The following is a 26,975-nucleotide window of genomic DNA, read 5'->3' on the forward strand; positions in this document are numbered from 1 at the left end:
GAAGGCATCGCCGCCAGTCGCCCGCCGCGCAGACGCCGAGGCTCCACCGATGACAACGTATCGGAGACGGACGACGCGGAAGGCGTGACCCGGGGGAGGGAGAGATAACCGCTGATAAAGGGCTATCTGGAGCGTGCTCCAGTGCACTAGAGCACGTGAAACATGGATTCTGTTTCGCGGACAGACTTTGGGTGCGCCATCAGGGACAGGGTCACACTCTTGGTACCTCTGGACACTGAAGATGTGTCCATGCGAATGAGGTTAACCCTCAGCACTTGACCTCGTCAAACACTGACCAACCGGCATATCGGACGTTTGGGAAGGTCGCCCATCGGGCTAAGCTTGGGCAGACCGGATCCGGACTCGTCAAGACGATCACAGAGCGACTCGGCGAGTCCGGCTCGGGTTGGAGACGGACCTGTCAGGACAGCGGGTGCGGTCCGTTCGGCCGATCGGTGACGACGCGCACGGCACCGCCGTAGTCGTCGAGGTTGATAGCCAGCGGGTGTCGGTGACCTGTCATCGCGGCCAATGCCCCCGCGACGGCTTGGACGTCGGCTTTGATGTAGGTGGTGGTGGCAGCGCCTGCCCGGTCGGTGTGTCCGGCATAGGCACGGGCCACGCCATAGCCGAAGTTGCGTTCGACCCAGGTCAAGGTTGTGTGGCGCAGCCAGTGCGTCGACACCCCCTGCGCAGCGGCCCAGGGCAGCTCGCCACGCACACGGCTCCACAGGTTGTCGTAGCGACGGTAGGTCAGCGGCCGACCGTCGCGGTAGCGCAATAGGTTCGCGCCCGGCTGCCCGGCGCCCCGCACCTCGGCGAGGCGGACCAGCGCTTGGGTCAATGGTGGGCTGATCGGCTGCCACCGCACTGTCTGCCCCTTCTCCCGCAAGCGCACCAGGCACTCCTCGGCGTCCAGATCGCACACACGTAACCCGAGAGCGCCGCCGCGGCGGCACGCGGTTTCGGTGTGCAGCCGAAGCAGCAACGCGTCCAGGACCGGGTCGTTGCCCGAACTCCTCACGATCGTGTTGATCTGTTCGAGCTCGGCGGCGGTCAACGCGCGCCGCGTGCTGGGCAGACGGCGCGGTTTGGCGACCCGGTGCGCGGGCGACGACCCGACCGGCATCAGGTCGTCGGCGATGGCGCGGCTGTAGATGGCGCGGGCTGCGGCGATGAACGACTCGCGCGCGGATCGCCCGTATCGACTGCTGCTGCGTTGGGCGGCATTCGCCGCGACGCGATACTCGAGTTCCTCGATCTCGGTCGCCGTGATCGCGTCCAGACGCCGGGTTCCGAACGCCACCGACAAATGGTTCCAATAGGGGCGGTAGGTCCGCAGCATGCCGGGTCCGACAGCACCCATAATCCGCGGCAGGTACTCGTCCAGCGTCGGCACCGGCGGCCGTTCCTCCAGATCAGCCGCGGTCACGCCCAAAGCGGCCAACACGCGGCGAGCTTCGGCGACCCGGTCCGGGTCAGCAGACATCACCGACCCCCGACCCCTCCAACAACAGCGAGATCAACCGGTCCGGTGCGGCGACGACCATCAACCCGCGGGTCGGAACTGCGACCGCGACGACCATGGCCCCCACCTCCACACCGAGCCAGCGACGCGTCGCCACCGGTAAGGCCAGCAGACCACGCGTGGTGACCATCCCGGCGCCGACGGGGTCGGCATGAACGAACAGGATCGTCGGGGCCTGGCGCAGCTTAAGCCGCTGCCCCGGCACCCAATCCAACGCCTGCAGCAACGCTCGAGCACGGAACCGGCCGGACCCATCGAGCCTGGCCGCGGCCAACAGCCAAAGATCGGTGACCGGATCCGGCACCACGGACTCATCCGCCAGAACAGGCAACGCCGCCAACACAACCTGCGACCGCGGCACCACACCGGGCACCAATGCAGGGATCACATCAACAACAGCAGATGCTGCAGACAGTGGTTTCATACCGCAATGTTCACGCCATCGCGATGCCCTTACCCTGACGTTCGAGGATTAGGGACGGCTCGAACTCGGCGAAGGCACCCATCACCGACAGCAGCAGGTTCGGCGCTGGCCGTGACACGCTCAGTCCACGGGCGGTGAAGATCACACGCGCCGGATGACGCGCGGCTCGGCTATCACGCTGACGGCAGATTCGGTGTCTGCCAGGCGCCTGGCGAGGGTGTCACGGGCCAGATCCGGCGGGAGGGAGCCGGAAAACTTCAGGCCTGCAAGTGCCTTCAAATCCACTTGTGGCAGGGCGAGTTTCGGATCAGCAAGGGCTGCTGACAGATCGGCAGCGGTAGTGCCGGGCAACAGTCGCAGTGATTGCTCGTCGATCCGCTGACGAGGGTCGACCAGGCCGGGTAGCGACGCATGCAGGGTGCGGTTGGCAGCCGTGCCCGCCCAGGTCCACCACCGTCCAGCGCTGTCATCGGGGAGGACGACCACGAGCCGATCCGGATCTGTTACGTCGGTGTAGGTCTCGCGTATATCGGCGAGTGCGGACTGCGCGCGGTGAGTGAGGTCGACCTTCGGAGGGTCGTTTCTCAGCAGAATCGCCCGCATACCGCGGGTGATCGGGTGGGACCAGCCTGCCGACAGACCGGACCATTTGGCCTTTCCGCCATTGTCGGTTGCCTCGACGAAACACCGCCGACGGTTCCAGTCGATGTAGGTGACCCGCCATGACCGGCCGCCGAGTAACAGCACACGCGGCCCGTTGACCTCTTCGGTGAGCAGATCGGTGCCGATGGTGCCGATTTCTGTGCGTCCTGCCAGAACGAGGAACTCCGGGGGTGCGCTGAATACAGCGGTGAGGTCGGAGAAGTATCTGCGTCCGTAACGGCGCTCGGCTTCCGGGCCGATGTGCAGGAAGTCGCCGTCGGCCTCGAAAAACCCTTCGGTGGCAAGGTGTTCCAGGATATCGTCGGCGGTGTCGTCGAAGATCGGCAGCGTGCCCCACCAATCTCGCCAGCGGTGGCGTCCGATCCGATGCTCTTGTAGGCACAGCGCCATGAATTGCTGGGCCGCGATGTGCCGGGGTGCGGGCGGCGCGGTGATCGGCTCGACCCAGCCGTCCGCCCAGCACGCCAGCATACCGAGGGTTTGCAGCAGCTGATCATGGTCGGTGCACAAGAACAGGCAGTTGCGTGCGGTGCCGGCCCGACGGCCCGTGCGGCCCAGCCGTTGCAGGAAAGAGGCGACAGTACGGGTTGGCCCGATCTGGATGACGCGGTCGAGATCACCGACATCGATGCCGAGTTCCAGAGTGGACGTGGCGACGATGACTGTGTCGCGGGCGTCGGAGAACGCCGCTTCTGCGCGCCGGCGCTCGGCCGCCGACAGAGAGCCGTGGGACAGGAATGTGGTGACATCGAGCTGCTGCAGCTGAGCTCCGAGTTCCTCGGCTTCGCGTCGGGAGTTGACGAAGACCAGGCGTTTCTCACCGGCGTGCAGGGCGGCTACCAGTTTTGCCGCATTCGGGAGCGACCCTACATAGTCGACGGTGAGATCCGGTACTGCGGTAGATGTTTCGGCCGCGGGAGCGACGACCTCGCCGGGGCGCTCGGTGAAACCGCCTTGGAGCCACCGCAGCAGAGCCGCCGGATTGCCGATAGTCGCCGACAGTCCGATGCGCTGTAGGGGCCGGCCGCTGAGGCGGGCGAGCCGCTCGAGCACAGCAAGCAGATGCCAGCCTCTGTCGTCACCGGCAAAAGCGTGTACTTCGTCTATGACAACGGCCCGCAGGTCCGCAAAGTACAGCCGGGCGTCGACTTTGGTCGATACCAGCATCGCCTCGAGGGATTCCGGTGTCGTCAGCAGGAAGTCGGGACGTTCGGACAGGATCCGACGCCGATCCACAGGCCCCACATCGCCGTGCCATACCGCCGCGGAACGGCCGAGCCACTGTGCATAGCGGTGGATCCGCGGTCCGAGATTGTTCAGCAGGGCCCGTAGCGGGCATAGGTACAGGACCGAGGTGCCGCGCCAGTTCTGCTCGGCCATTGCCGACAGCAGCGGCAGGACTGCGGCCTCGGTCTTGCCGCCCGCGGTGGGTGCGAGCACGATCGCATCGTCGCCGCGTAGCAGTGGGGCCATCGCGGCGGCCTGGGTGGGGCGTAAACCGTTCCAGCGCAATGTGTTCGCCAGGTGGTACTGAATGCCCGGGTGCAGTAGCGTCACCGGATCAGCGGTGCCCCGGATTCCCTCAGTGTGCTCGGTCACGGCAGATCCAGTACCACATCGTTGGCGGCCAAGGCCTCACGTTCGGTGTCGTTGCGTTCGGCCTCGGTGATGGTGATCTCGTAGTCGCGGTAGGGATCGAAATCAGGATGAATGTCGATGGTGTCGAGCAGATCGACTAGTTTGCGCAGGAACAGACGGGGAGCGATGCCGACCCGGCCTCCGAGCTGACCGGCGACGGCGGCCGCGAAGCGGTGCAGGAACTCGTCGTCAGCGATCCCGACGATCCGCTCGGCATTGCCGGAGCCCGCACAGTACAGCTCTCGGACTCGGCCGCCGAGCTCGGTCAGTTTGTCCAGGTCGAATCCGGTCAGCCGCAGCTGCGGGGCACGCGGATTGTCGAATTTCGGGTCTCGGGAGAAGTCGGTGTGCAACCGGTCCGCCAATGGGGGAAGCAGCTGGACGCCTTGGCGGCCCTCGAAGAAGGCAGGCGTGCCGGTAATCAGCAGATACAAGCCGGGATAGTGTCCGTCGTGCACCTCGTCGATCAGCTGCCGCAAGGCGTTGAGCGCCTTCGACCGGGCGTCGCTGCGGATGCGCTGCAGCGTCTCCACCTCGTCGAGAACGAGGACCAGGCCGCTGTTCCCGGCATCGGCGAGGACGGCCAGCAGCCCGCGCAGAAACCCCATGGCCAGGAAATGATCCAGATCACCCTTGATACCGGCCGCGCGCTTGACCGCAGCGGCGACATGCGGTTGCCCGGCGAGCCAGGCGATCAGACCGTCGGCGGTGTCATGTTCGCCAGTGTTCTGCATCCGATGGTATGCGCGAATGGCCTGCGGGAAGATCGGGGCCTGACGGCCGACCGCCGCCAGCCGTCGCTCCAGCAGTTCGTCAGCGGTGGTCTGCTGTTTGTCGGCATCGGATTCGACGGTGTAGAGCCAGGAATCGACAATCGGCCGCAGCGCACTCGGCGGAATTGAACGGGTTCGCAGCGATTCGATGCTGCGCCGGTATACGGTCTCCAACTTGTGTAGCGGAGTGTCGATCTCGTTGATCTGGACCTCGGCGACGGCGAACCCGCGATTCATTGCCCGATCGGCCAGCCATCGCGCGAAGAAGGTCTTACCTGCGCCGTACTCGCCGCGTACGGCTTTGAACACACCGCCGCCGCCCGCAACCACTTCCAATTCGGCGGTGAGTTCCGATTCGAATCGGCCCAGGCCCACTGCGAGCTGATCGAGTCCGTTCGACGGCACGGTGCCACGCCGCAGCGCGTCGAGGATCTCGCGACGCCGCCGGGGGGACACGGCCGTCATGAGGTCAGCCCGAACTGTTCGCGCAGCACCGGTACCTCCAGACGCACCTGATCACGGTCTATCAGCAGTACCTCATAGCCTTCCACATCGAGGACGCGCTTGACCTGCAGAAGCGCACCATTCACGCGGGCGGTCGCGACGCTCAGCACGGTCGCGGCCTGCACACTGGTGATCTCGTGTGCGGATGCGGCCAGCAGGGCTGTGAGTAGATCGGCGATCTGTTCGGTGGTGACGGCGAGGCGACCCGCCAGCTGGAGTTGGCTCGCGAACACGGGTGTGGCCAGTAACTCATCCAGCAGTGCCGGGCGGGTCCTTGTCGCGGGGGCGACCAGTTCGGGTTCGAATAGGGTCGGCGTCTCATTGGCGGGGCTGCGTGTCCGTCTGGTGGTGGTGGGCGGTTCCGTCGCGGGGGACGTGGCGGCGGACAGCGGGATACTCCACCAGCTCGGCTCGACCTGGTTCAGTGGTGCCAGCTCGGTCGGCCGGTCGCCCGGACACAGCACGAGGACCGGCACCACTACTTCGGCGGGTGAACCGCCCCCGTGGTAACCGGCATTGACTGGGCCGTAATGGATCCGGTCGTCTACTGCCAGTACGGCCGAACTCGAATCGGTGAGTACCCGTGAGCCCGCGACCAGGACTTCACCTTCGCCGACAGCGTCCAGGTCGCCGTGCGCGCGCTGATGGTTGTAGGTGACGCGGGGATGCCGCACGATGCCGTTACGGCGGTCGACGACGTGCCCGTGATCGGCAGTGATCACCACGATCCGGCCTGCGGTGCGTGCGGCGGCGAGCAGGTGCCGCAGATGCGGGATGGCGCGCACGTTCCAATCGGCATCACCCACGCCGACTTTGTGCAGCATGGTGTCGATGTAGTTGAGGACTGCCGCCACAAGTGGTCGCTCCTGTGTGTCGGCGATTGCGTTGCGGACCTCGGTGGCCAGCTGCTGTCCTGGGATCACTGCGTCGAGCTGGCCCTTGTGGAAGATCGGCGGGGCCGTATCGGACGGTGCCGACAACGAGTGCTCGGCCAGCAAAGCGCGGAATCCTGCTCGTTCACCCTCGGAATTCACTTCGGTCAGCTGCCCGCACAGCAGCGATCCACGACTGCGGTGTGTCAGGCTGGGCAGCACGGCCAGCGCGCCAGTGCGCGTGGTGACTCCGGGAACTGCCGCCTCCGACCAGCCGTGATCCATGGCATCAGCGGCCAATTCGGTGGCCATCGCCATCGACAGCCCGTCCAGCACCAGCAACAGGACGGGCTGTTTCTGCCTGCCGCGCTTGACGATCGGCACGACGACGCGGCGTACCAGGTGCTCGACGCCGAGCACTTCCGGTTCACTGGTGGCAGCAAGTGCGGAGGCGAACTGCCGGTCGTGGTCGCGGCGGCGGGTCTGTGCAGCCTCGATGACACGGCGCAGTGTCTCTGCAGCGCGAGCAGTATCGGCGCCCCGGTACGCCGCGGCGATAGCAGCGTCGGCCCACGCGTCGGCATTCACGTGGCGATGGGTTAGACGGGTGATTCCCGCCGGGGTCTGCGCGTCCGTATGCAACCAGCGGACCAGACGCACGGCGGCACGGTAGGCGGTGCAGGTCGGATCGGTGTCGGCGAGAAGATGCCGCTGCACGTCCTGCCAGGCGGTTTCCATTGTGTCGAGGGCTGCGGCGGTCACTTCACGTCCGGACTCCATGACGACGTCGATGGCGGCGGAAAGGACGTGCAGGCGAGCCTCCAAACCGGGCCGCAGCTGTTCCGAACCGGTTGCCAGATCGTTCAATCCGAGGTTGTCTACCAGCTTTTCAGCGCGGGCGAAGATCTGGTCGCGGTGACTCGGATGGACAACGCCGGTCAGCACCGCAGTGGTGTCGTCGTACCAGGCGCGCAGCTCCTCAAGGGTGATGCCGCGCAGCCGGTAGGTGCTCTCGAAATGCCCAAGGGACCGGTCGGCACCGCTACTGCCGTCGAACAGTCCGGCGATCAATCCCAGCGGCAGCAGATCGGCGACCAGATCTGGGGTCAACAGAGCTGCCACTGGACGGCGTACGCGGCCACAACGCTGAGCAAGCCATCCGGTGACCGCCGCGGAGAGCTCCGCGCCACCCACGGTGTCCAGGATCCGCAAGCCGTGGTCGGCGCCGGGGCGCAGACTCCACTCGAGCACGGTGAAGGCGTCGATCTCGGTGTCATACTCGTCGGTGATGTGCAGCACGCGCTGTGCAACCGTAGTGAAGGCGTGGTCACGGGTGAGCACGCCGCCGGGTGCGGGCCGGTACTCGTCGATGACCGCGAGCAGGCCATCTGCCAGTGCCCGGTCATTGCCATTCTCGCGGACTCGGTATAGCGCGGGCTCCAGTGTGGCGGCTGAGAAGTTGTCGCGCACCGCATCCCACTGCAGCGGGGTCTCCAATTTTGCGCCGTGAAGATGCGCGAGCAGGCCGATGCCGAGTTCATCCTGTTCTGCGGAGGTAAGAATGACCAGCCACTCGCCCGGCTTACGCTGCCCGATCGCCTCCCACACCGCCAGCACCGAAGGACAGGCCGCCACCGTGACCGGCACCCCGTGATGACTGAAACCGTCGCCGCGCCAGACTGGCTGGGCGTGCAGGCCCAGCACACCGGGTCGGTAGCGCTTGCGAATCGCGGATTCGAGTTTGGCGGTGATGATCGGGCGCGTCGCAACGAGCAAGGTCATTCGATCCACCAGCTGACACGCAGCCGTTTACCCGAGGCATCTGCCTGCTCGTAGGCGCTGTGCAGGCGGGTGGTGACGGAGTTGATGTCGTCGGCACCGGACAGGGTGACGGTCTCAGGGTCTGTGAGCGTTTCCGCTACCGCCTTGCGCACGGCGCCGCGGTTCTGCGTCGCAGAGGTAACAGGACCCGGCGGCGGGACGGTCGGATCGGTCGGCTCCGGCGTGATCGGAGGTCGAGGATCCGCCGGGGTGGTCGACACCCATTCGATAATGCGGGCCTTGACTGTGGCGAGCCGCGCGGCCAGGTCGGGATCGGTGGCACAGAGGACAGAGCGCAGCTGGTTGAGGATGGCCCGGGCTTCCTCCTTTCGCACACCGAAACCCTCGGTTCCGGCGGAGACGTTGTTCAACAACGGCCAGTCGAAGCCTTTCAACGCCGCGGTGTCCTCGTTGCCATGGGCCAGCAGCCGAGCGAGAGTAGCCCGTGCGATCGGAAGGTCCGCGGCGGCCGCGGTGTCGATCACTGACACGTTGTCGCCGGTGGCGGCGAGTTGAGCGAGGAACTCGAGCAAACGCTGCCCGATGGTCAGCCGATCGCCGCTGTCGGGCTGAATGCCCAGGCGGGCGTAGGCCGCCTGCAACTGATCCAATTCCGCGCGCAGCGCTGATTCTGCGGCGGTGGCACGAGTGCGCAACTGCTGGGACAGCTCGGCGACGTTGTCGGGGGTCAGATGAGTGCGTGCGGAGGTATAACCGAACAACTCCGAGCCCAGAGTGCGAGCGCGGTCCCACGCAGTGGCCGTGGGTAGGCGCTGTGGCCGCAATTCGAGATGTTCACGCAGCCGACCCAACGGAGGTGGGTTTATCGCGGTACCCGCCTCGTACCAGGCGCGACGCCGCAGCATTGCCCAGGCCGCGATGATCAGGTCCCGGACCTCGTCTCGCAGACCCCACGACGGGGTCACGGACTTGATGCGCCCTTGTAGTTCACGGACTGTGACGGCGGCATCGGGCCGAGCAGGGGCGCGGTCCAATTCCGTGGCCCAGAACGCGAAGGTCTGCTCACCGAACAAGAAGACGCCATCGCCCGTAGCCCGGCCGACCCGTAGCTTATCGGCGATCTTCTGCACCGCCTTGCGTGCGGGACCGGCTTCGATCACCACCCGACCATGCGGGTCGGCGACCGCCTCGGCGACGGCGGTACGCACCAACTCGAGGATGGGTGGCCGGATCTCCTCATCAGCTGGCACGAATTCCGGATGCGCCGGATGGCTTGCCGCAAACGCCTGATCGATCATTCGGTCAAGGGCATCGCCCATAGTTACCGCGACCGGATCCTTCGGCTGGAAATCCCTGGTCAGCGAGAGCAGCAATTCACCATCGCCGACCGGCGTCACGAACCGCGGGTCCGCCGGATCCAGGCCGTAAGCCATACGGAGCATCTGCTCGATGCGATTCTGCGACCCGTGCCGCAGATTCTCCAGGATTCCGCGGGCCTGCGCGCGTTCGGTTTCGGAGAGGTTGTCGGAGTTGGTGCGCCAGCGGTCGCCGCTACCGGTGAATAGCCAGTCCAATATCACCAGCTGAGCGAGCTCTTCGTTGATCCGGTCGGTGAAGAACTGCGGCAGCCACACGATGGTGTCGCGGTCGCCGCCACTGTTGCGCAACCTGTCGATGCGGCGCAAATCGTCGGCGTAGGAGTACGGGTGCTCGTCGAACGGGTAGTCGATGATGAATCGCCACGTGCCGGGGCGCGCTTCGAAGGCGTCGTCGTTGAGGGAGGCGGCGTCGCGGACGTTGCCGAACACGATGTCCACCTCACGCCGGCTGCCGCGCCAGACCACGGTCTTGGTGGCGGCGCCGGTGAGATCGTCCTGATCGCTGACGATGCCCATGGCCCGATGCACGAGGCGGCGGATGAGCGCCCGGCGGCGGCCGGCATTGTCCTCTCCCTTGATGCGGTCCAGGACCGATTTGTAGTCGACGTCGGCGAGAGTGACATCGATGATCGGATCGTTGCCTTCGCGGACCTTGATCTCCGGGGCGACGGTGCGGCTCCAGTCACGGACCGCAGACAGCGCGATCCGCTGTTCGCCGTTCGGCAGGGGACTTTTGATGGAACCGTGATTGAGCGCCGTCAGCCGGCTGGCGGTGATGTCACGTAGGGCTGGTACCTTCGGCGCGATCGCCGACAGCAGCAGGGTTTTCGCGAGTCGGTCCCGGCCCAGAAACAGGCGTGCTTGCTGTGAGGCCGGATCGCTCAGCAGCTGCTCCTCAGTGATACCGGCCAGCTGCAGCAGATACGGGCGCAGCTTGCCCCGGTACAGTTCGACCGCGGAACGAAACATGGCTGCGGTACCAGCGTCCAACGGCGTATTGCCGACCACGATGTCGTCGAACGCGTCACCGACCGGGATGAGGTCGTCCACGGTCAGGGTGTTCCGCCGATCGGACAGCATCTTCTGCATGACCTTGAGCGCGGTGCGTTCACGCTGCATCACCCCGGCCAGATTGCGCAGCGTCGAGACCAGAGCAGGGGAGAACGGATAGGTTTTGGCGAACTCGGCCTCCGACGCACCGCGATGCTCGTCGTCGGTGTTCATGCTGTCGCGCAACGTGTCCCAGATCTGTGGATCTCGGGTGACGTTGCGGAACGCCTGATCGAGGACCGGCTGCATACCGGGTTTCGGCTTCAGCACGCGCGCGTGCGCCACCTCGACGAGATTGTCGTCGCCGAGTCGGATCGGCAGGAAACGGCCTTCCTGAAAATGAAAGGCACGATCCAGTGCCTCCTGCTCGGCGCCCGACGCCCCTGCGTTGGCCAGCCATTTGCGCAGATCGTGCTGTCGAGGGATGAACGAAATCAGCGGAATCGCCCGAGCACTGGACGCTTCCACCAGCTTCGACAACTTCTGGCTCTCCCGAGCGAAGAACTCGTGGTTGCGGACATGGAAGGTCAGCCACAACACCAACTCGTCGACGAACAGCACGACTGCCTCGTAGCCAAGGGATTTCGCGTGTTCGGAGATAATCCGCAGGCCCTTGTCCAGATCCACGAACTGCGCCTGAGATGTGAACGATCCCCACATCGAATTGACCAGCGCCGTAACAAGATTCGCGCGGTCTTCCGACTCCGGGGCGGCGGCGCGGGCGCGGTGATAACTGTCGGCAGTCCAGGTTCCCTGCTTGTCGACGTTGTCCCAGACGCTGGTGGGCTGATTCCCGGGGCCGCCGAGCATCGCAAAGAACGAGTCGTCACCCATTGTGGCGCGGGCGACCTCGGCATCGGCAAGCAGCTCGTCGCTCAGATACAGCGGTGGCAGGGTCGTGTCCGGGTGCAGGCGCTGGATCTGCTCCACATACTTGCGGAACAGCATCTCTTCCAGTGAATCCGTGCCGACCATATGGTACGTGAGGCGCAGGATCTTGCGCCCCGGCAGGAGATCGTCGTACATGCCGACTAGAGGCGTGAAGGTCGTGCGCAGCTCTGGGTCATCGCGCAGCACCGGAGCGTTGCCGAGCAGGGCATACAGCACGGCCATGAAATGGCTTTTACCGGAACCGAACGAACCGTTGAGGAATGCCGCCCGGGACTGCCGCTGACCGATCGCATCGGCGATCAGGCCGAGCGCCTGCTCGAAATTCTGCCTCAGAGAGTCGGTGAGCACGTACTCGGCGAGGGTCTGTCGCAGATGTTCGGCGCTGGTGCCCTCGGTCAGTTTCAGCACGTAATCGTCGGTGCCAGCGCGTGCTGGAATGTCGATGACGTCCCGGAGGAACGTACTCATGCTGGGCCCTCCCTCTCAGCGGTGACGTGGGTTGCCTTGTGGCGCACGATGTTCATAGCAGGGTCTCGGCTTCCTCAGAGCGCGCGGTGGTCCGGCGGCCTCGTCCGGCCGGCTCCGGCCGCCATGCTGCCGCATCCTCTGGGGCGATACCGAGTTCGACGCAGTGGGTACGGATCTCCTCCTCGATCAGATCGGCCATGCTGATGCCGTACTCGAGGTCGATCTCGCTGTGCCACTGCCGCACCCATGGAGACAGCTCCATAAGGCCCGCGACCAGGGGAGTGAGTGTGGCCTCGGCGGCACCGTCTTGGATTCGGTTGCCGATGATCCCTGCCAGAGCGAGAGCCTGTTCCGCGTGATTCCAACCAGCCCAGCCGAGAAGTTCGGACTTGTCGTTAGGGCTGTTGGCGTTCGGGTAGGAGATGAAACGCTCCTTCGGGACGTCGAGTTTTCCGCGGCGGGACCAGTAGGAGGGCTTGGTGAAATCGGTCGGCTTGTACTTGGGCGGCACCGGAATCGGCTTGTCCAGTGATTCGCCGGCATCCTCGCGGCGCTGTTCGGCCCAGGTGTGCTCCCATGCCTTACGCTTCTCCAAACCCGATGGCTTATACCGATAGGCGGCAAGGAACGGCACACCTTCCTCGGTGAGAAGTCTCTTGAGCGCGGCGCTGGTGGAAGCTTCCGGGGACTGGGCCCACATGCGGAGGACACGGGCGAAATCGGCGTCACGGTCCAACTCATCAGCGAGGGTGGCCACACTCTTCGGGGTGGGCCGATCGTCGCGATCGAACCAGATGCCGTGATCCTCCACCTTGTCCAGCAGCCAGTCCCGCAGCGCCTCGGTAACCCGTTTGTCCCACGGCTCGGTCGCCCAACGACGCTTGTACTCCGGCTTCTCCAGCAGGCGCAGGTGCGGGTTATCGGCAATAGCATCCAGACGGCGCTGCAGGAGTTGCCGGTAGTCGTCGGGGAGATGCTGCGGGATCTCGGTGATGGGTGTCGACCGGTGCCGTTCGAACCAGGAGGTCTGCTCGCCACCTTTCATCCGACGCGCCAGAAGGATTTCGAACACCCGTTGGCCGAGAGAGATTTCCGGGACGTCGCCGGGGTAGGTGAGGTCTTCGTCGGTCAGGCCATAGAGGCGGTAGCACTCCCAGTCGAGTTCTTCTTGGTGGGCGATCATTTGGCGGATGAGGCGAGTGTACTTCTGAGATGCCGTGTTCAGTGAATCTGCTGTTGGCCCTCCACAAGTGACTATGTAATGGGGCACATAACATTTGAGTTCCTGCGCAAGTTGATCAAGAATGCGGCCACGGTCGAGGGGGAGTGATGGCGGGAGGGGGAAGTTCTTAAGGGTGGCTCCGGTAAGTTCATAGAACCGCTCCCATTCCTGATCTGCAATTCCTCCACCATATCCACCATTGCCTTTATCGTGGCTGTTCTGTTTCAGCCAAAAGCACGCGGCAGAGCTATTTAGTGTCGCCGCCAGACTAATGTGATCTTCCAGTGTGGCCCTTTCTGGAAGCTTGATCACTGGCGCGGAATGGTGAAAAATACTTCCGCCGCGATCGATCGCGAAATGATTATGAGTAGATACCAGTGGGAATGTAATGGTCAGCGGGCGCTTCAGTTTATCCTTATATAATTCTCGAATCTCCCACCAATGCATGGTATGGATATCTTCAATCGGCACGCCGAAACGCTTGCGTCGTTGCAGAATTCTTCGATTTGGCCACAGTGATCTCAGCGTCTCCTTCTCGATCGAGGGTTCAATGGCGTTATTGTATGGCCATATGGATACGCTGCGCAGGTTCGTTGTGTAGTCGCGTACCTGATCGCCTTCTATTATACTGATGGCCGATGTGCGAATTCGCCTAGCTGTTAGCATATTGGGCAGTAGAAACGCGGAATCTTCGCCCGGTATGGCCACGAGGCCAACGGCGTTCGCGAGACTGGACAGAGCATTCGATGCGCCGTTCTCGATAGCGGCCTGCGTATCGACTGCACCTCCGCCGGTTAGGCTCCATGGGTGGGTGTCCATGGTGTCTCTGGGCAACTCTACGACGCTAATCCAGGTATTCTCGAATCCGGGGTTATCAATATTGTCTCGAATTGATGACCAGACTTCAGCATTGGCGGGATCGTCAGGACGTCCTGACTCACCACGAATGCCGAGGATGGCTCGTAAGTGGTCGCTGGTCGGCGGTCGATTTCGTCCTGTTGCGATTACGGTAGGTGTTCCGTGGCCTGGGATGTAAGCGCCGGAGGTATCTATCACCTGCCTTAGATCGCGTGTGGGCAGAAAGTTCTCGATCAGTTTTGATCCGAACTCGCGTTTCATGAATGAATTTGAGGTTATCTGGCCGACCCACCCGGCCTTTCGAGTGGACTGATCGGTGTACCCAAGATCGAAAAATAATTCTATGAACGGCACAGTCAGTGCATACTGGCGGTGACACGACGAATACAACAAGCGGTACGTGGAGTTCAACGCCGAATCTTTGACGGTGATATATGGTGGATTGCCCACTACGACATCGTGTTCTCGTTGCAGGATATGTGCCAACATTTTGGCATTCTCAATCGAATACGTGAATTGCGTGAGTCCAAAAGTGGTCATGCCGCCCAGTGCCTGCTGCCGGGCGCCCCACAACAGCGAATCCCCGGTTGCTAGATTCAGCTCGAAGTCAACTGCCTGTTCGATCCGCTGCTCTCCGCTTTTTTCGAGCGCCGCGAGTAGCAGCCGGAACCGCGCGATCGCCACAGCCGCCGCGTTGATGTCTACGCCGTACACACTCGCGATCGCTCGCCCCACGAGCACCCGCACCGGCAGGGCTGGCGCCTGCCGCTCCCATTCCCGCAGCACCCGCCGGAACGCGCCCAACAGGAAATGTCCCGACCCGCACGTCGGGTCGATGACGGTGAACCCCTCCAACTGCCGCTCTGCCAAAGCGGGAGTCAAGGTCTGGTCAAGGATGAACTCCTCCACGAACTCCGGGGTCTGCAGCAGGGCGTAGGTCTTCTTCGCATATTCGGACAGATCCTGGTACACGTCGCCGAGGAACCGGGAATCTATGCCGGTGAAGCTCCATTGTGTTTCCCCAGATTCATCGGTATACCACCAGAATTCGAGGATCGCTCGGGCGGCGTCACCGGAGGGGGCGACGCGGTGCAGCGGCGAATACTCGTCGACCAATGCGCGGGTGGCGTCGTAACGGGCGAAATGAGTGACGATCTGCTCGAGCCATTCCCGGTCCGACGGAATGAACTCCGGAGTGGTCTGCTCGGCGAAGTACGCCTGCCGTGCGTCGAGGGCGTTGCGGCGTTCGTCGGGGGTCGCACCGGCGATCCAACGTGGGGTGACCAGCGCGTTGTCCTCCACATACCGAGCGAAGACAGTCAGCAGAACCCAGGCAACGGCCGACTGGGATACTCGCTCGTCGCGCCACGCTTCCCAGGACGCGGCTGTGCGACGGGCCGCGGACGCCTCGTCGTACTCTCCGCGCCACGCTGTGTACGCACCGCCCTGCCGCGCCGCCACTTCCGGCCCGTCGATCCGCGCGCGTAGATCGTTCTCCAGCGTGAGCACCAGTTTGCGCAGCGCGGGAACCAGGCCGACGATGCCGGTCATCTACCTCATCACCCTTTCCGGGTCGGGGGCGTCGGCACCGGGCCGGTACTCGACGAATTGGCCAGTGGGAGAACCAAGTTGGATAGGTAGTCCATCCACCTGTGCGCCGCGGATCTGGTGCAGTTCGGGCAAGATCACCCAGATCGGGCGGCGGCGCGGCGCAGTCAGATCGCTCCAGCGGCCCACTCGCTGCAGGAATCCGTATCGGGCCAAGGGGCCTAGTTCGGTGAGGATCAGCGGCCTTGCGGACGCTGGTTCGGTGAAGACCTTCGCGTCGATGCGGTCCAAAATTACCGGGGTGACACGGTCCACGACCGTGCGCAAGCCGCGCGCGTCGCGAGGTACGGCATTGGCGGCGTCGGCGGTCAGCACGTCGGGCCACGGTACTCGGCCGTCGGTGAACCCCCGGATTTCGGCCACCATCGCGCCGGCGACGTCGAGGATGTCGCCGCAGTAATGGTCGGCCAGCTGCTCAGCAGCGCGGGTGTGATCGTCCGCGCGACCGATAGGCACGCCGATGGCCAGGAATCCGTAACCGTCGATCGAGCGGCGCAGGACCGTGGCGCGAGTACTGTTCGCGTACCCGGTCCACACGCGTTCGATATCGGAGGCGGGCACGGACGCGCCGGTGGTGGACTTCCGGGTGGGCAATCCTGTGCCACCGGGTGGCTCAACGTCCAGGAACCGGTACACCTTGGCGGATTCGTCGTAGCCCAGGCCGAGTTCGGCATTGGTGACGATGACATCCAGGGCCGGGCGCATCGGCAGTTTGTCTGGCACCGGGAACCGCGCGGCCACACGCTGGCGCAACTCGGTCGTGCTGAGGGATTCCGACTGTGACAGCCCGGCCAGGGCGATACGGATCATCGCCGCCGGCGCGATGTGTCTGCAGTGCAATTCGCCGCGCCCCGAGACGACGGCCTGGCGGGAGGCAGCGGCCGCAAGGCGGATCAGCCGCTCGTCCGGGGGTGGTGACACGAGCACACCCGGTGCGGCACTGCGGTACCCCTGCAGGTACGCCTCACGCACCTCCCGGGCCCCGACCGTGGGCGCGACGACGCCCTCCGGGACGTCGCGTACCAGGTCGTCGGCGCGCCGTCCCGCGCGTTCGGCTGCGGCCAGTAGTTTCTCATCACCCGCGACCAGTGTGAGGCGGCCACCGTGCCGACGACGTAGGAGTTTACGGGCGCCGTCGAGTTGCTCGTGTTCGCTGAGTCGATCGAACGCGACTCGCACGAGGCCCTCGGCGGCCCGCCTGGCCACGTATTCGTGAGTATCCGTCGGCTCGGGTGCCAACGCCCGAACCTCGGCACTGAGCATGTCGACCGCTGCAACCCCACCGAAATCGTTGATCACCCGGGTCACCACGGTCGCCACGTCGTCGAGCAGGGCCGCAGTCTCGGGGACGGCGCCCCAATCGACTTGTAGCTCCTTGAGCAGTTGATGGCCACGAGGCGACGACTCCTTCATCCCCAGAGTCTTACCGAGCTCCCCGGCACTGGCGAAGGCGTCCAGGCGGCCTGACCTGCCGAGGATCAGTTCGGCGGCTTGCTGCCGGGTCGACTTCTGCTCGGCATCGGATTCCGCCGATTGCGCCTTGCGTCGAGTGCGCTTGCCGGTGCCGACCGCGGCCAACAGTAGATCGACCGCCTCCGACAGACCGGGAAGTTCGGTGCGGGCCGGGGGTTTCCTGGTGCCCAGCTGCTGTTTCCACTGCTTGTAGCGGGCTGCGATCTCCTTACGGGTGGCGGCGGACTCTTTGGACAGCAGTCGGTTCAGTTTGGTGGAGTCCAGAGCTAGCAACTCGCCGATCGTCGCTACCTGCAGGGTCGCCAGTGCGGATGCCGCGCGCACACTCAAGCCGGAATCGGCAAGCGATGTCGTTTCACCGACGTGCTGATCGGCGTCCACGATCTTCGGCGCGGTGCCGAGTTCGCTGAACACCTGGCGCCACGCCCGCAGCATCTCCTCAGCGGTGCCCGGACGGCGGGAGGTTTCCCGGGACAAAGCGGTTGCGAAGAATTCAGCCAGGCTCGGTGCAACGGCCGGTTCGAATCGTTCCGGGTCGATCGTGACATCGTGCTGGACTGCGGCCGGATTCGCGTCCGGATCCGCACCGTACTGAGGCAGAGAACCGGTAGCCATCTCGTACAGCACGACCGCGGCGCCATAGCGTTCGGCCGCGCTGTCGTACTGCCTACGGTCGGATGTGCCGAGGAACGGATCCAAGTATGGCGGGGTGCCTGCTTCCACGTTGCGGGCGTCGACTGCAGCCATGGAGAAGTCGAACAGGGTCAGGTGGGATTCCGATTTGTGGCTGGACACACCGAGATTCGCCGGTTTGATGTCGCGGTGGACGAGGCCGGCCTGCTCGAGTCCGCGCACCGCGGACAGCAGGTCGGTGCCCCACCGTTCCAGCAAGTTGATCGACAGTCGTCCCTTGGCCGACAGCTCTTCGGCCAGCGTTGTCGCGCCGGCGAAGCCCAGTACAAGGGTCGAGCGGCCACCCACATCGATGTTCTGTATGAACTGCACGATGCGTTCGTGACCATGCTCGAGTTTGGCGAGCAGCTGAGCCTCTGCCTGTAATCGCACCGCCGCGGCGTCGTCCTTGGCCACTTTCAGCACTCGTGGGACGCTTGCTGCATCCTCGTCCGTGACGAGCAGACCCACCGCCGTCGATCCGGAGCCCAGCCGTTGCTTGTAGACGAACCGGCCGTCGAGGGTATCGCCCGGACCGGCCTCCAGCGGATCAGTCCGCCCTGGTACCCCGACTAGTTCAGCGCGTACCGCGTCGAGCTGTTTCAGGAATTCGGCGACGGTGCCCAGTCGCTCGCTCGGGCTGGGATGCGTGGCGTTCAGGATGAGTTTGCGCAACGGCGACGGCGCTTGGGGCAGCTCCGCCGACACGTCCAGTCCGCTGCCGCGCCGCAGCCGCGCCATCAACTCGCCACGTTCTGCTGCCGGGGCCGCGCCGCCGGTGATCAGGTAGAACGCCAGCATGCCGAGGCCGAAGACGTCCATGCGCGCAGGGTCGGAGCTCGTACGACCCTCCGGGCAAGCGTAGAGCTTCACGATGTCGAGACGGTCGCCAGCTAGCCCGGACAGCGGGCTGGACGGTAGTCCTCGCAGACCGGTGTCTAGCGTCCCTGCGGGCAGGACGCCGGCTGTATCCCAGTCGGAGACCAGCGGTAGTAATAGGTCGCCGCGCTCCTTGATCAATATGGCCTGCGGATTCAGCCCGCGGTGCACGACGCGGTGCCGATGGGCGTACTGCACGACGGTAGCGATCCGGTTCAGCAGCTCCAATTGTCGGTCCAGGCTCAGCCCGGCTTGTTTATCGAGCAGCCAGAGATCCAGGCGCGCATAGTCTTTCGGGTCGTCGAAGACCCAGCCGACGCCGAGCTCGGCGTCCTCGCACAGTTCGACCGGTACCTGGAGACCATCGTGCCGCAATCGGTTCAGCAGTCGGAAGCCGTGTGTGACAGCACGCTTGCGTTTGTGGATCTCGGCATCGGGGACACCGGGGACCGGTGGGTAGAACCGGATGCGGGCTTTGCGGGTGTCGTCGACGTAGTGGGTTGCGGGCCAGTCCTGCCAGCCATTGCCGTCGCCCAGGGTGTCGTCGGTGATGAGCCAGTTGCCGACCTCGCGGGAACGTTGCGCGCGAATGCCGAAGGAGTGGATGAGGCCGGCAAGCAGGTCGGACTGCTTTTCGGAGATCGGCTGGTCCTGAGGTGGGGCGAGCAGGACGCTCGATATTCCGGACAGGCCGGATGTTTGGTCGTGGTTGTCGAGACCGTACAGGTTGATGCGCGAGGCGAGCGGCAGCTCGCAGCGGGTGTGCTCGTGATGCAGGAACACCAATTCTTGGATATGAGGCACAGTCTGAGAGGGGGCCTTGCCCTTGGACACCTTGTGCAGTTCGTTCTTCAACTGGCTGGCGAGATACTGCGCCTTGCGCCGGGCGAGCAACAGAGGTGAGGGCACATTCTTGCCGTGACTGCGTTTCCAACGCTTGTCGTCGCCACCGATCGTGCCGTAGAAATGTTTGAGTTCTAGCAGGTACATGCCACCGCGGGTCAGTACCAGGAGATCGACTTCGTGCCAACGCCCATCTTGATCCCGGAACTCAAAATTCGACCAGGCCCGATAGGGCGGCGCATCGGGGAGTAGGTCCCTGACAATCTGCAAACCTTCGCGTTCGTGCGGGAACCGCGAGGGACTTTCCTCAACCCACCGGTCGCCCTGCATCAGCGTCACCCCTTCGCTCCCGCTCCACCCCGTCGTCATGCAATGTCCGGCGTCCCGTCGAACTCGTGTCCGCCGAAAGACTATCCTGCCCAACAGACCACGATGAGCGGTGCGTTTCGGAAGACCGAGAATTGACCGAGACCAACCCGTTCGCGCTGGTCGGTCTTCTGGCGTGGCTCAGACACCACTCGCAAATGTCGTCGCTGGCGCGTTACCCAGGCAGCTGGCCACGGGTTTGCGGGTGATCGCAGAGCTGCAGGCAGCGCACGATCGGTTGTTCGCGCCGCACTGGGCTCGTATCCGGGCGGTACTCGATGCAGACGTCGGCTATCGCGCCAAACAGTTAGCCCATGGGCGGTGCCGAGAACTTGTTCACCACCCTGCACCCGGACCTGAATTGTAGCGAGGGCGGGATAGCCGTCACAGGAACGGGTTGGCAGACCGAGCGCGTGGTGAACCAGGGGCCAGGTGGGCTGGTCGGATCCCCGTCGTGCTCAGCTCGAAGCACGTGCTGATCAAGAACACCACGACCCAAACCACGGTGTGCTACCCGGCACGAGGCGTCGGGGCATTGTGGGCCGCAGGGACTCGAGCACCCGCAGACAGCCTGGTCCGGTTGCTCGGTCGGGCGCGCGCCGAATTGCTCGAGGCACTGCGTTCCCCCGCGACGACAACCAACTTGGCTCGAGCCTTCGTCCTCACTCCCAGCGCAGTGTTGCAATATCTTCGGGTGCTGCGCGAGACCGGACTCCTCGCGCGGGAACGAGCCGTACGCAACGTGTTATACATGACCACCGAGCTCGGTCTCCGTCTGTGTCCATCACCGGGCCCGCTGCCGATGCCGACAGCCCTGTGACCGGCAAATCAACCAGGGTCAGGCTTCCGGCCGAGTTGCCTGGCCAGCCCGACCCGTACGAACAAGGATCCTTCCGGCCGACCTTCCCGCTTCGGTCTTGGTTGTTAGCCTCAGCCCACCAACGCACTCAATTCGGGCAATGTAGCGTTGAGCACCTCAGTGCAGGCGGCGCGATCGGGTTGGACCCTGGCCAGGGCACCCGGAACCACTCCGGCCCGACACTGTGGGTGGGAGCTCGGATTAGCAGGATTAGCACCGCGATATCGCTGGTGTCGCAGTGCACTCGAACACCGGAAGCGACCAGTGAAACACTCAGCCGTCGCCCCATTCGCCGAGGTAGACGGCACATATCCAGGTTCGAGGAATTGCTGGACGAATAGATTCTCAGCCACCCGAGCTGGATGCCGCCGAGTGCGACATGGTGCGATTGCACGAGTTGCGGTGCGCCATCAGGGACTCGAACCCCGAACCCGCTGATTAAGAGTCAGCTGCTCTGCCAATTGAGCTAATGGCGCTTGCTCCGTGTTCCGGTGCGGGACAAACCTTAACAGGCCGAGGCGGCAGATGTGAAATCGTGTCCTGAGCGGGGGCGATGGGCGGATCGACGGGGGTGTTAACAAGGGGAGGGGTAGTTCGGATCTATCCCGTGTAACACGACTGTGTCGACGGGGTATTCGCGTTGGTGCGAGCGCCTCGTACTGGCAGAATGACGGAACGTGGTCTCGACCGCTCCGCAGGCACGGCGGGTTGAGCTGTAAGCGGTTGGGATCCGAAGCCATCGGTGTGCTTCTGATGCACCGAGACTTGAAACGGGGTTGAGATGAGCGTTGGTCAGGGTCGACGTCGGTGGATACGACATATCACCGCACCTGTCGTCTTGTTAGCGGTGGCCGCGCTGGCGTTATCGGGGTGCTCTTCGTCGAGTTCGGACTCGGCATCGGTTGCGATCGACCGCAATCCGATCCTGGAGCTGATCAAGCCGAAGTTGTTGTCCCCCATCAAGGATGGCGACGTGGGGGTGTCGCCGGGCGTGCCGCTGGCATTCCAGGTCGAGGACGGCAAGCTCACCAACGTGACCCTGGTGAACGGCCAGGGCAAGCCGGTGGGCGGCAGGCTGGCCGCCGACGGTCGCTCGTGGGAGACCACCGAGGTGCTCGGTTACGGCAAGACCTACCGGCTGAAGGCCGACGCGATCGGCCTCGGCGGCGCCAACACCACCACGCTGAGCTTCACCACCAGTTCCCCGGACAGCCAGACCAAGCCATATCTGCTGCCGGGCGAGGGTGAGGTGGTCGGTATCGGCCAGCCGGTGGCGGTCCAGTTCGACGAGAACATTCCGGACCGCAGGGCAGCTCAGGATGCGATCAAAATCACCACCGAGCCCGCCGTGGAGGGCGCGTTCTACTGGGTGAGCAACCGTGAAGTCCGGTGGCGCCCGGAGAACTTCTGGGCACCGGGCACCAAGGTCACCATCGACGTGAACGTGTATGGACGTGATCTCGGCAACGGTCTCTACGGCCAGGACAACATCCACTCGTTCTTCACCGTCGGCGACGCGGTGATCTTCACCGCCGACGACAACACCAAGCAGGTGGTGGTGGAGCGCAACGGTGAGGTCATCAAGACCATGCCGACCTCGATGGGCAAGAACAGCACACCCACCGACAACGGCATCTACATCGTCAGCGACCGGCTCGAGAAGATCATCATGGACTCCTCGACCTACGGTGTGGCGGTGAACTCGCCGGACGGATACAAGACGCCGGTCGACTTCGCGACCCGAATCTCCTACAGCGGCATCTTCTTTCACTCCGCGCCGTGGTCGGTCGCGCAGCAGGGCTACAGCAACACCAGCCACGGTTGCCTGAACCTGAGCCCCGCGAACGCGCGGTGGGTCTACGAGAACGCCAAGCGCGGTGACATCACCATCATCAAGAACACCGTGGGCGGAACCCTGTCGGGCACCGACGGTCTGGGTGACTGGAACATCCCGTGGCCGGTGTGGAAGGCAGGCAACGCCGACCCGAGCTGACCGGCACGGTAAACGGGCCACCAGTGCGAACTGGTGGCCCGTTTTGCTGTCTTCGAGCAAAGAAAAAGCCCGGGAGGTCCGATTTCTCGGAGCCTCCCGGGCTATCCGGGTGACCGACGGGACTCGAACCCGCGACAGCCAGGATCACAACCTGGTGCTCTACCAACTGAACTACGGTCACCATCACCGGCTGAACACCGGCGCCGTCGATATTAGCGTGTTACCCCTTCGTCTCCCTAATCGGTTTCCGACACGGCGTTGACCTGGGGTGATTCGAGGGGTGTCGCGGTGCCACTGCCGCCGGGTGCCGCGGTGCCACCGATCTCGGCGGCGATCTCGGCGATGTCCGTGGTGGACGGGCCGGGCGGCGCGACGAACGCGGTCCGGCGGTAGTACTCCAGCTCGCGGATGGATTCCTTGATATCGGCCAGCGCGCGGTGGCTGAGGCCCTTCTCCGGCTGGCCGAAGTAGATGCGCGGGTACCAGCGGCGGCACAGCTCCTTGATCGAGCTCACGTCGATCATCCGGTAGTGCAGGTGGGCGTCGAGCAGCGGCATGTCGCGGGCGATGAAACCACGGTCGGTGGCGATCGAGTTGCCGGCCAGCGGCACGGTGCGCGGGGTTGGCACGTACTGGCGGATGTAGTCGAGCACCTGCTGTTCGGCCTCGGCCATGGTGACGGTGGAACGGCGAACCTCTTCGGTCAGCCCGGAACGCGCGTGCATGTCGACGACCACGGCGGGCATGGCGGCCAGTGCCGCGTCGTCGGCGTGGATCACCACGTCTACGCCCTCACCCAGAATGTTGAGGTCGCTGTCGGTTACCAGCGCGGCCACCTCGATCAGCTTGTCGCTGTCCAGGCGCAGCCCCGTCATCTCACAGTCCATCCACACCATGTATTTATCCGACACGCGAGCAACATTAGCTGGGTCTAATTGGGGGTGCCTGCGGCGGTGTTTGCGAAGAGCACTGGCTCGCGGGGAGAGAAGCCCACATGCGGCACTTGCGGGGATACAGTTTCTGGCAGATCGGCACAGGCGTTTTCGGTACGACAGCAACACTGCGTGATGCAGTTCGAGTCAGACCAGACGGAGGACGTGCGATGACAACCCCCCAGGAGAAGGCGGCCGCGGCGCGTAAGGCTGCCGAGGAGGCGGCGAAGGTCGCGGCGGAGGCGGCGGCTGCCGCGGAGGCCGCGGAGCGCGAGCTGGCGGAGCAGCAGGCGGCGGGTTCGGGTGAAAGCGGGGCGCACGCGTCGGCGAAGGCGGAGAGCGCGGCGGCGAAGGCCGATCAGACCGCGGCGGCCGCCGCCGAAGCCGCGACCAAGGCCAAGCAGAAGAAGGCGGACGCGGCCGCGGCGAGTGAGGCGGAGCAGACAGGCGCACCCGCGGGGTCCGCGGCGGCGCGGGAGATCGCCGCCGGTTATGCGTTCGAGGGGGTGGCATTGGAACTGGGTACCGTGGTGGTCGACGGTGAGGTGGATCCCGCTGCGCGCGTGCGCATTCCGATGCGGACGATGAACCGGCACGGGCTGGTGGCCGGTGCGACCGGCACCGGTAAGACGAAGACGCTGCAGGGCATCGCCGAACAGCTTTCGCGCGCAGGCGTTCCCGTTGTGCTCGCCGATATCAAGGGCGACCTGTCGGGCCTGTCACAACCGGGCGCGACCAATGACAAGCTGAGCACGAGGGCCGCCGAAACCGGCGCCGACGACTGGACGCCGACCGGCTACCCGACCGAATTCGTCTCGCTCGGCACCAATGGCATCGGTGTACCGATCCGCGCCACCATCACGTCGTTCGGCCCAATATTGCTCAGTAAGGTGCTGGGACTCAACGAAACTCAGGAATCCACTCTTGGCCTGATCTTCCACTGGGCAGACAAGAACGGTCTTGCGCTGCTCGACCTCAAGGACCTGCGCGCCGTCATCACCCACCTCACCAGCCCCGAGGGCAAGGAAGACCTCAAGGGCATCGGCGGCGTCTCCGCGGCCACCGCGGGTGTGATCCTGCGGTCGCTGGTGAACCTGGAGTCCGACGGCGGCGACACGTTCTTCGGTGAGCCGGAACTGGATCCGAGCGATCTGGTGCGCGTCGCGGGTGGCCAGGGCGTGATCACCTTGTTCGAGCTCGGTGCGCAGGCGGCGCGGCCGGTGATGTTCTCCACCTTCCTGATGTGGGTGCTCGCCGACCTGTTCCAGACGTTGCCGGAGGTGGGTGACGTGGACAAGCCCAAGCTGGTATTCATCTTCGACGAGGCGCACCTGCTGTTCGCGGACGCGTCGAAGGCGTTCCTGGACCAGGTCGAGCAGACCGTCAAGCTGATCCGGTCCAAGGGTGTCGGCGTGTTCTTCTGCACCCAGCTGCCCACCGACATTCCGAATCAGGTGCTGTCCCAACTGGGTGCGCGCATCCAGCACGCGCTGCGCGCGTTCACCCCGGACGATCAGAAGGCACTGTCCAAAACCGTGCGCACCTACCCCAAGACCAGCACCTACGACTTGGAGAAGGCCCTCACCTCACTGGGCACCGGCGAGGCTGTCGTGACGGTGCTTTCGGAGAAGGGCGCGCCGACTCCAGTGGCCTGGACCAGGATTCAGCCGCCCCGCTCGCTGATGGACACCATCGGCGACGACGCGATCAAGTCGTGCGCACTCTCCAGCGGGCTGCACAACAAGTACGGCCAGACCATTGACCGCGAATCGGCCTACGAAATCCTCGCCGCGAAAGTCGCTGCGGCAGAACAGGGCCCGGAGGCCGCTCCGGCGCCCGGTCGCTCGTCGAAGGCCGAAGAGGATTCCACCGCCGAGCGCATTATGAAAAACCCTGCGGTGAAGAGCTTTTTGCGTTCCGCCGCGACCGCCGCTGGACGCGAGATCAGCCGCAGCATCTTCGGGACCAGGAAGCGCTGACCCGCCCCGAATTCCCGCACGCCCGATCGGGCGTGCGGGAATCACCAGGTATTCAGCTCGCGTCGCGGTCAAGGAGATTGGGCTCGCGAGCCACGAGCTGCGTGTAGTGGCCGTCGCGCACGGCGATCACCGGAGGGCGGGTAGCGCCGGGCTGGTAGGCGCCGGTGCACGGCACGGCGAGCAGTTCACCCGCCCGCAGATCGGCGGGAAGCCGGACGTCGGTGGCGAGGATGACATCGCCCGCGCGCCCCGCGACGGTCGCGCTCAGCTGCGGGCCGGTCGCCCGCCGATTCGCCACGACCATGCCCGCGCAGTCACCGGTCCTGCCGCGAGCCGCGCTATCGATCACGACCGAGGCGTGCCCGCCATCGTTCTGCTTGACCGACAACACCCGATACAGGGTGACTCCGGCCCGCGCGACGATCCCGCGACCCGGTTCGAGGGCGACGTTCGGCCGGGGGAAATGCTGACGGGCACAAGCCGCGTCGAGAGCGTCCTCGGTGATCGCGGACAACTCGGGAAGATTCATTTCGGCATCCCCGCTGCGGTAGGCGACCGCGTGCCCGCCACCGAGGTCGAGATCGGTCAGAATCCGGTCGTGCTCTCGGCGAACCTGCGCCATCTCGGCGACCAGCCGGCGGATCGCCTCGCCGTAGTGGTCGGGGTTGTAGATCTGTGAGCCGAGATGGCAGTGGAAGCCGATCAGCTCCAGCAGCGGCGCGCCGAGCACTCGCGCGACAGCCGCGGCGACTTCATCGAGCGGAAAACCGATGGCTTGCCGGGGCAAGTCCTGCTCGATGCCGGGCGACACCCGAAGCAGCACCCGTTGCGGACGGGTGGCAACCGTGGCGAGCAGGTCGATCTCGGCGGGCGAACCCAGCACGATCCGGCCGACCCCGCGAGTGACCGCGGCTTGCAGCGTGTCGCGAGACAACCCGGTGCCGTGCAGGATGATTCGCTTCGGATCGACCCCGGCGGTGAGTGCGGTGGCCAGCCCGTCGGACGAGCACACGACCAGCGCGAGCCCTTCCCCGGTGACCAGGTCCGCGACCGCTCCGATCGGCAATGCCGCTGCGGCGTAGCCGATCTCGAACTCGGGAAAGGTTTTGCGATACGCGCGGCAGCGCTGTCGGACTTCACGCTCGTCGAGCACCCGCACCGCCGTGCCGTAGGTATCGGCGATGTCGGCGAGTGCGACGTCACCGACCACGATCCTGCCGTCCACGTCATACCGCGCGTCGCCGGGCCATACCGCGGAATCCAGGTTCGCGGCCGTTCCCAACCGAGGTGGCGAGAAGAAGTCCACTAGCGTCACGGGT

General features: G+C 64.7%; 14 protein-coding genes and 2 tRNA genes. 3 read left to right on the top strand and 13 right to left on the bottom strand.

Features of this window, described 5'->3' with window-relative positions:
- Positions 1-421: 421 nt before the first annotated feature.
- The 9 genes from KV110_RS08585 to pglW are packed head-to-tail and all read right to left on the bottom strand — an operon-like array spanning position 422 to position 19,896.
- The gene (locus KV110_RS08585) at positions 422-1,489 is read right to left on the bottom strand and encodes a tyrosine-type recombinase/integrase (RefSeq protein WP_218474941.1); all 1,068 of its coding nucleotides are present in this window, start codon (positions 1,487-1,489) and stop codon (positions 422-424) included.
- Positions 1,479-1,916, bottom strand: coding sequence for a hypothetical protein (locus KV110_RS08590; protein WP_218474943.1), 438 nt, complete (start codon positions 1,914-1,916; stop codon positions 1,479-1,481). The genes KV110_RS08585 and KV110_RS08590 overlap by 11 nt, the downstream gene beginning before the upstream one ends.
- Positions 1,917-1,962: 46 nt before the next feature.
- On the bottom strand, positions 1,963-2,070 hold the full coding sequence (locus KV110_RS08595; RefSeq protein ID WP_246634410.1) for a recombinase family protein: 108 nt from the start codon (positions 2,068-2,070) through the stop codon (positions 1,963-1,965).
- 23 nt (positions 2,071-2,093) lie between these two features.
- Positions 2,094-4,214, bottom strand: a complete 2,121-nt coding sequence (locus KV110_RS08600; RefSeq protein ID WP_246634411.1) for a DEAD/DEAH box helicase — start codon at positions 4,212-4,214, stop codon at positions 2,094-2,096.
- Entirely contained in the window at positions 4,211-5,491 is a 1,281-nt protein-coding gene (brxD, locus tag KV110_RS08605; RefSeq protein ID WP_218474944.1) for a BREX system ATP-binding protein BrxD, read from the bottom strand. The genes KV110_RS08600 and brxD overlap by 4 nt, the downstream gene beginning before the upstream one ends.
- The gene (pglZ, locus tag KV110_RS08610; protein ID WP_218474945.1) at positions 5,488-8,184 is read right to left on the bottom strand and encodes a BREX-2 system phosphatase PglZ; all 2,697 of its coding nucleotides are present in this window, start codon (positions 8,182-8,184) and stop codon (positions 5,488-5,490) included. Before pglZ ends, brxD begins: the two co-directional genes overlap by 4 nt.
- Complete coding sequence (locus tag KV110_RS08615) at positions 8,181-11,972, bottom strand: BREX-2 system ATPase PglY family protein (RefSeq protein WP_218474947.1); 3,792 nt, start codon at positions 11,970-11,972, stop codon at positions 8,181-8,183. The genes pglZ and KV110_RS08615 overlap by 4 nt, the downstream gene beginning before the upstream one ends.
- A gap of 52 nt (positions 11,973-12,024) precedes the next feature.
- Positions 12,025-15,603, bottom strand: a complete 3,579-nt coding sequence (pglX, locus tag KV110_RS08620; protein WP_218474949.1) for a BREX-2 system adenine-specific DNA-methyltransferase PglX — start codon at positions 15,601-15,603, stop codon at positions 12,025-12,027.
- Entirely contained in the window at positions 15,604-19,896 is a 4,293-nt protein-coding gene (gene pglW / locus KV110_RS08625; protein ID WP_343224170.1) for a BREX system serine/threonine kinase PglW, read from the bottom strand. It lies immediately after the preceding gene.
- 451 nt (positions 19,897-20,347) lie between these two features.
- On the opposite strand from pglW, the gene KV110_RS08630 reads away from it, so the two are divergent.
- Positions 20,348-20,713, top strand: coding sequence for a winged helix-turn-helix domain-containing protein (locus KV110_RS08630; RefSeq protein ID WP_218474951.1), 366 nt, complete (start codon positions 20,348-20,350; stop codon positions 20,711-20,713).
- Between the two features lie 442 nt (positions 20,714-21,155).
- Here KV110_RS08630 and KV110_RS08635 read toward each other — a convergent pair.
- A tRNA-Lys gene (locus tag KV110_RS08635) sits at positions 21,156-21,228 on the bottom strand.
- A 305-nt stretch (positions 21,229-21,533) separates the two neighbouring features.
- Between KV110_RS08635 and KV110_RS08640 the strand changes: the two genes are divergently transcribed.
- Entirely contained in the window at positions 21,534-22,745 is a 1,212-nt protein-coding gene (locus KV110_RS08640; protein WP_218474953.1) for a L,D-transpeptidase, read from the top strand.
- A gap of 108 nt (positions 22,746-22,853) precedes the next feature.
- Here the strand turns inward: KV110_RS08640 and KV110_RS08645 are convergent.
- Positions 22,854-22,926: transfer RNA gene (locus KV110_RS08645), tRNA-His, on the bottom strand.
- Positions 22,927-22,981: 55 nt separating this feature from the next.
- A complete protein-coding gene (gene orn, locus KV110_RS08650; protein WP_218474955.1) occupies positions 22,982-23,656 on the bottom strand; it encodes an oligoribonuclease in 675 nt (224 codons plus the stop codon).
- Between the two features lie 191 nt (positions 23,657-23,847).
- On the opposite strand from orn, the gene KV110_RS08655 reads away from it, so the two are divergent.
- Positions 23,848-25,656 carry a helicase HerA-like domain-containing protein gene (locus KV110_RS08655; RefSeq protein WP_246634412.1) on the top strand — a complete coding sequence of 603 codons (1,809 nt, stop codon included), beginning with the start codon at positions 23,848-23,850 and terminating at the stop codon, positions 25,654-25,656.
- Between the two features lie 52 nt (positions 25,657-25,708).
- On the opposite strand, the gene KV110_RS08660 is transcribed toward KV110_RS08655, so the two are convergent.
- Positions 25,709-26,971 (bottom strand): diaminopimelate decarboxylase family protein, encoded by a 1,263-nt coding sequence (locus tag KV110_RS08660; protein ID WP_218474957.1) that lies wholly within the window; start codon positions 26,969-26,971, stop codon positions 25,709-25,711.
- Positions 26,972-26,975 lie beyond the last annotated feature (4 nt).

The sequence above is a fragment of the Nocardia iowensis genome, assembly GCF_019222765.1.
Taxonomy (GTDB): Bacteria; Actinomycetota; Actinomycetes; order Mycobacteriales; family Mycobacteriaceae; genus Nocardia; species Nocardia iowensis.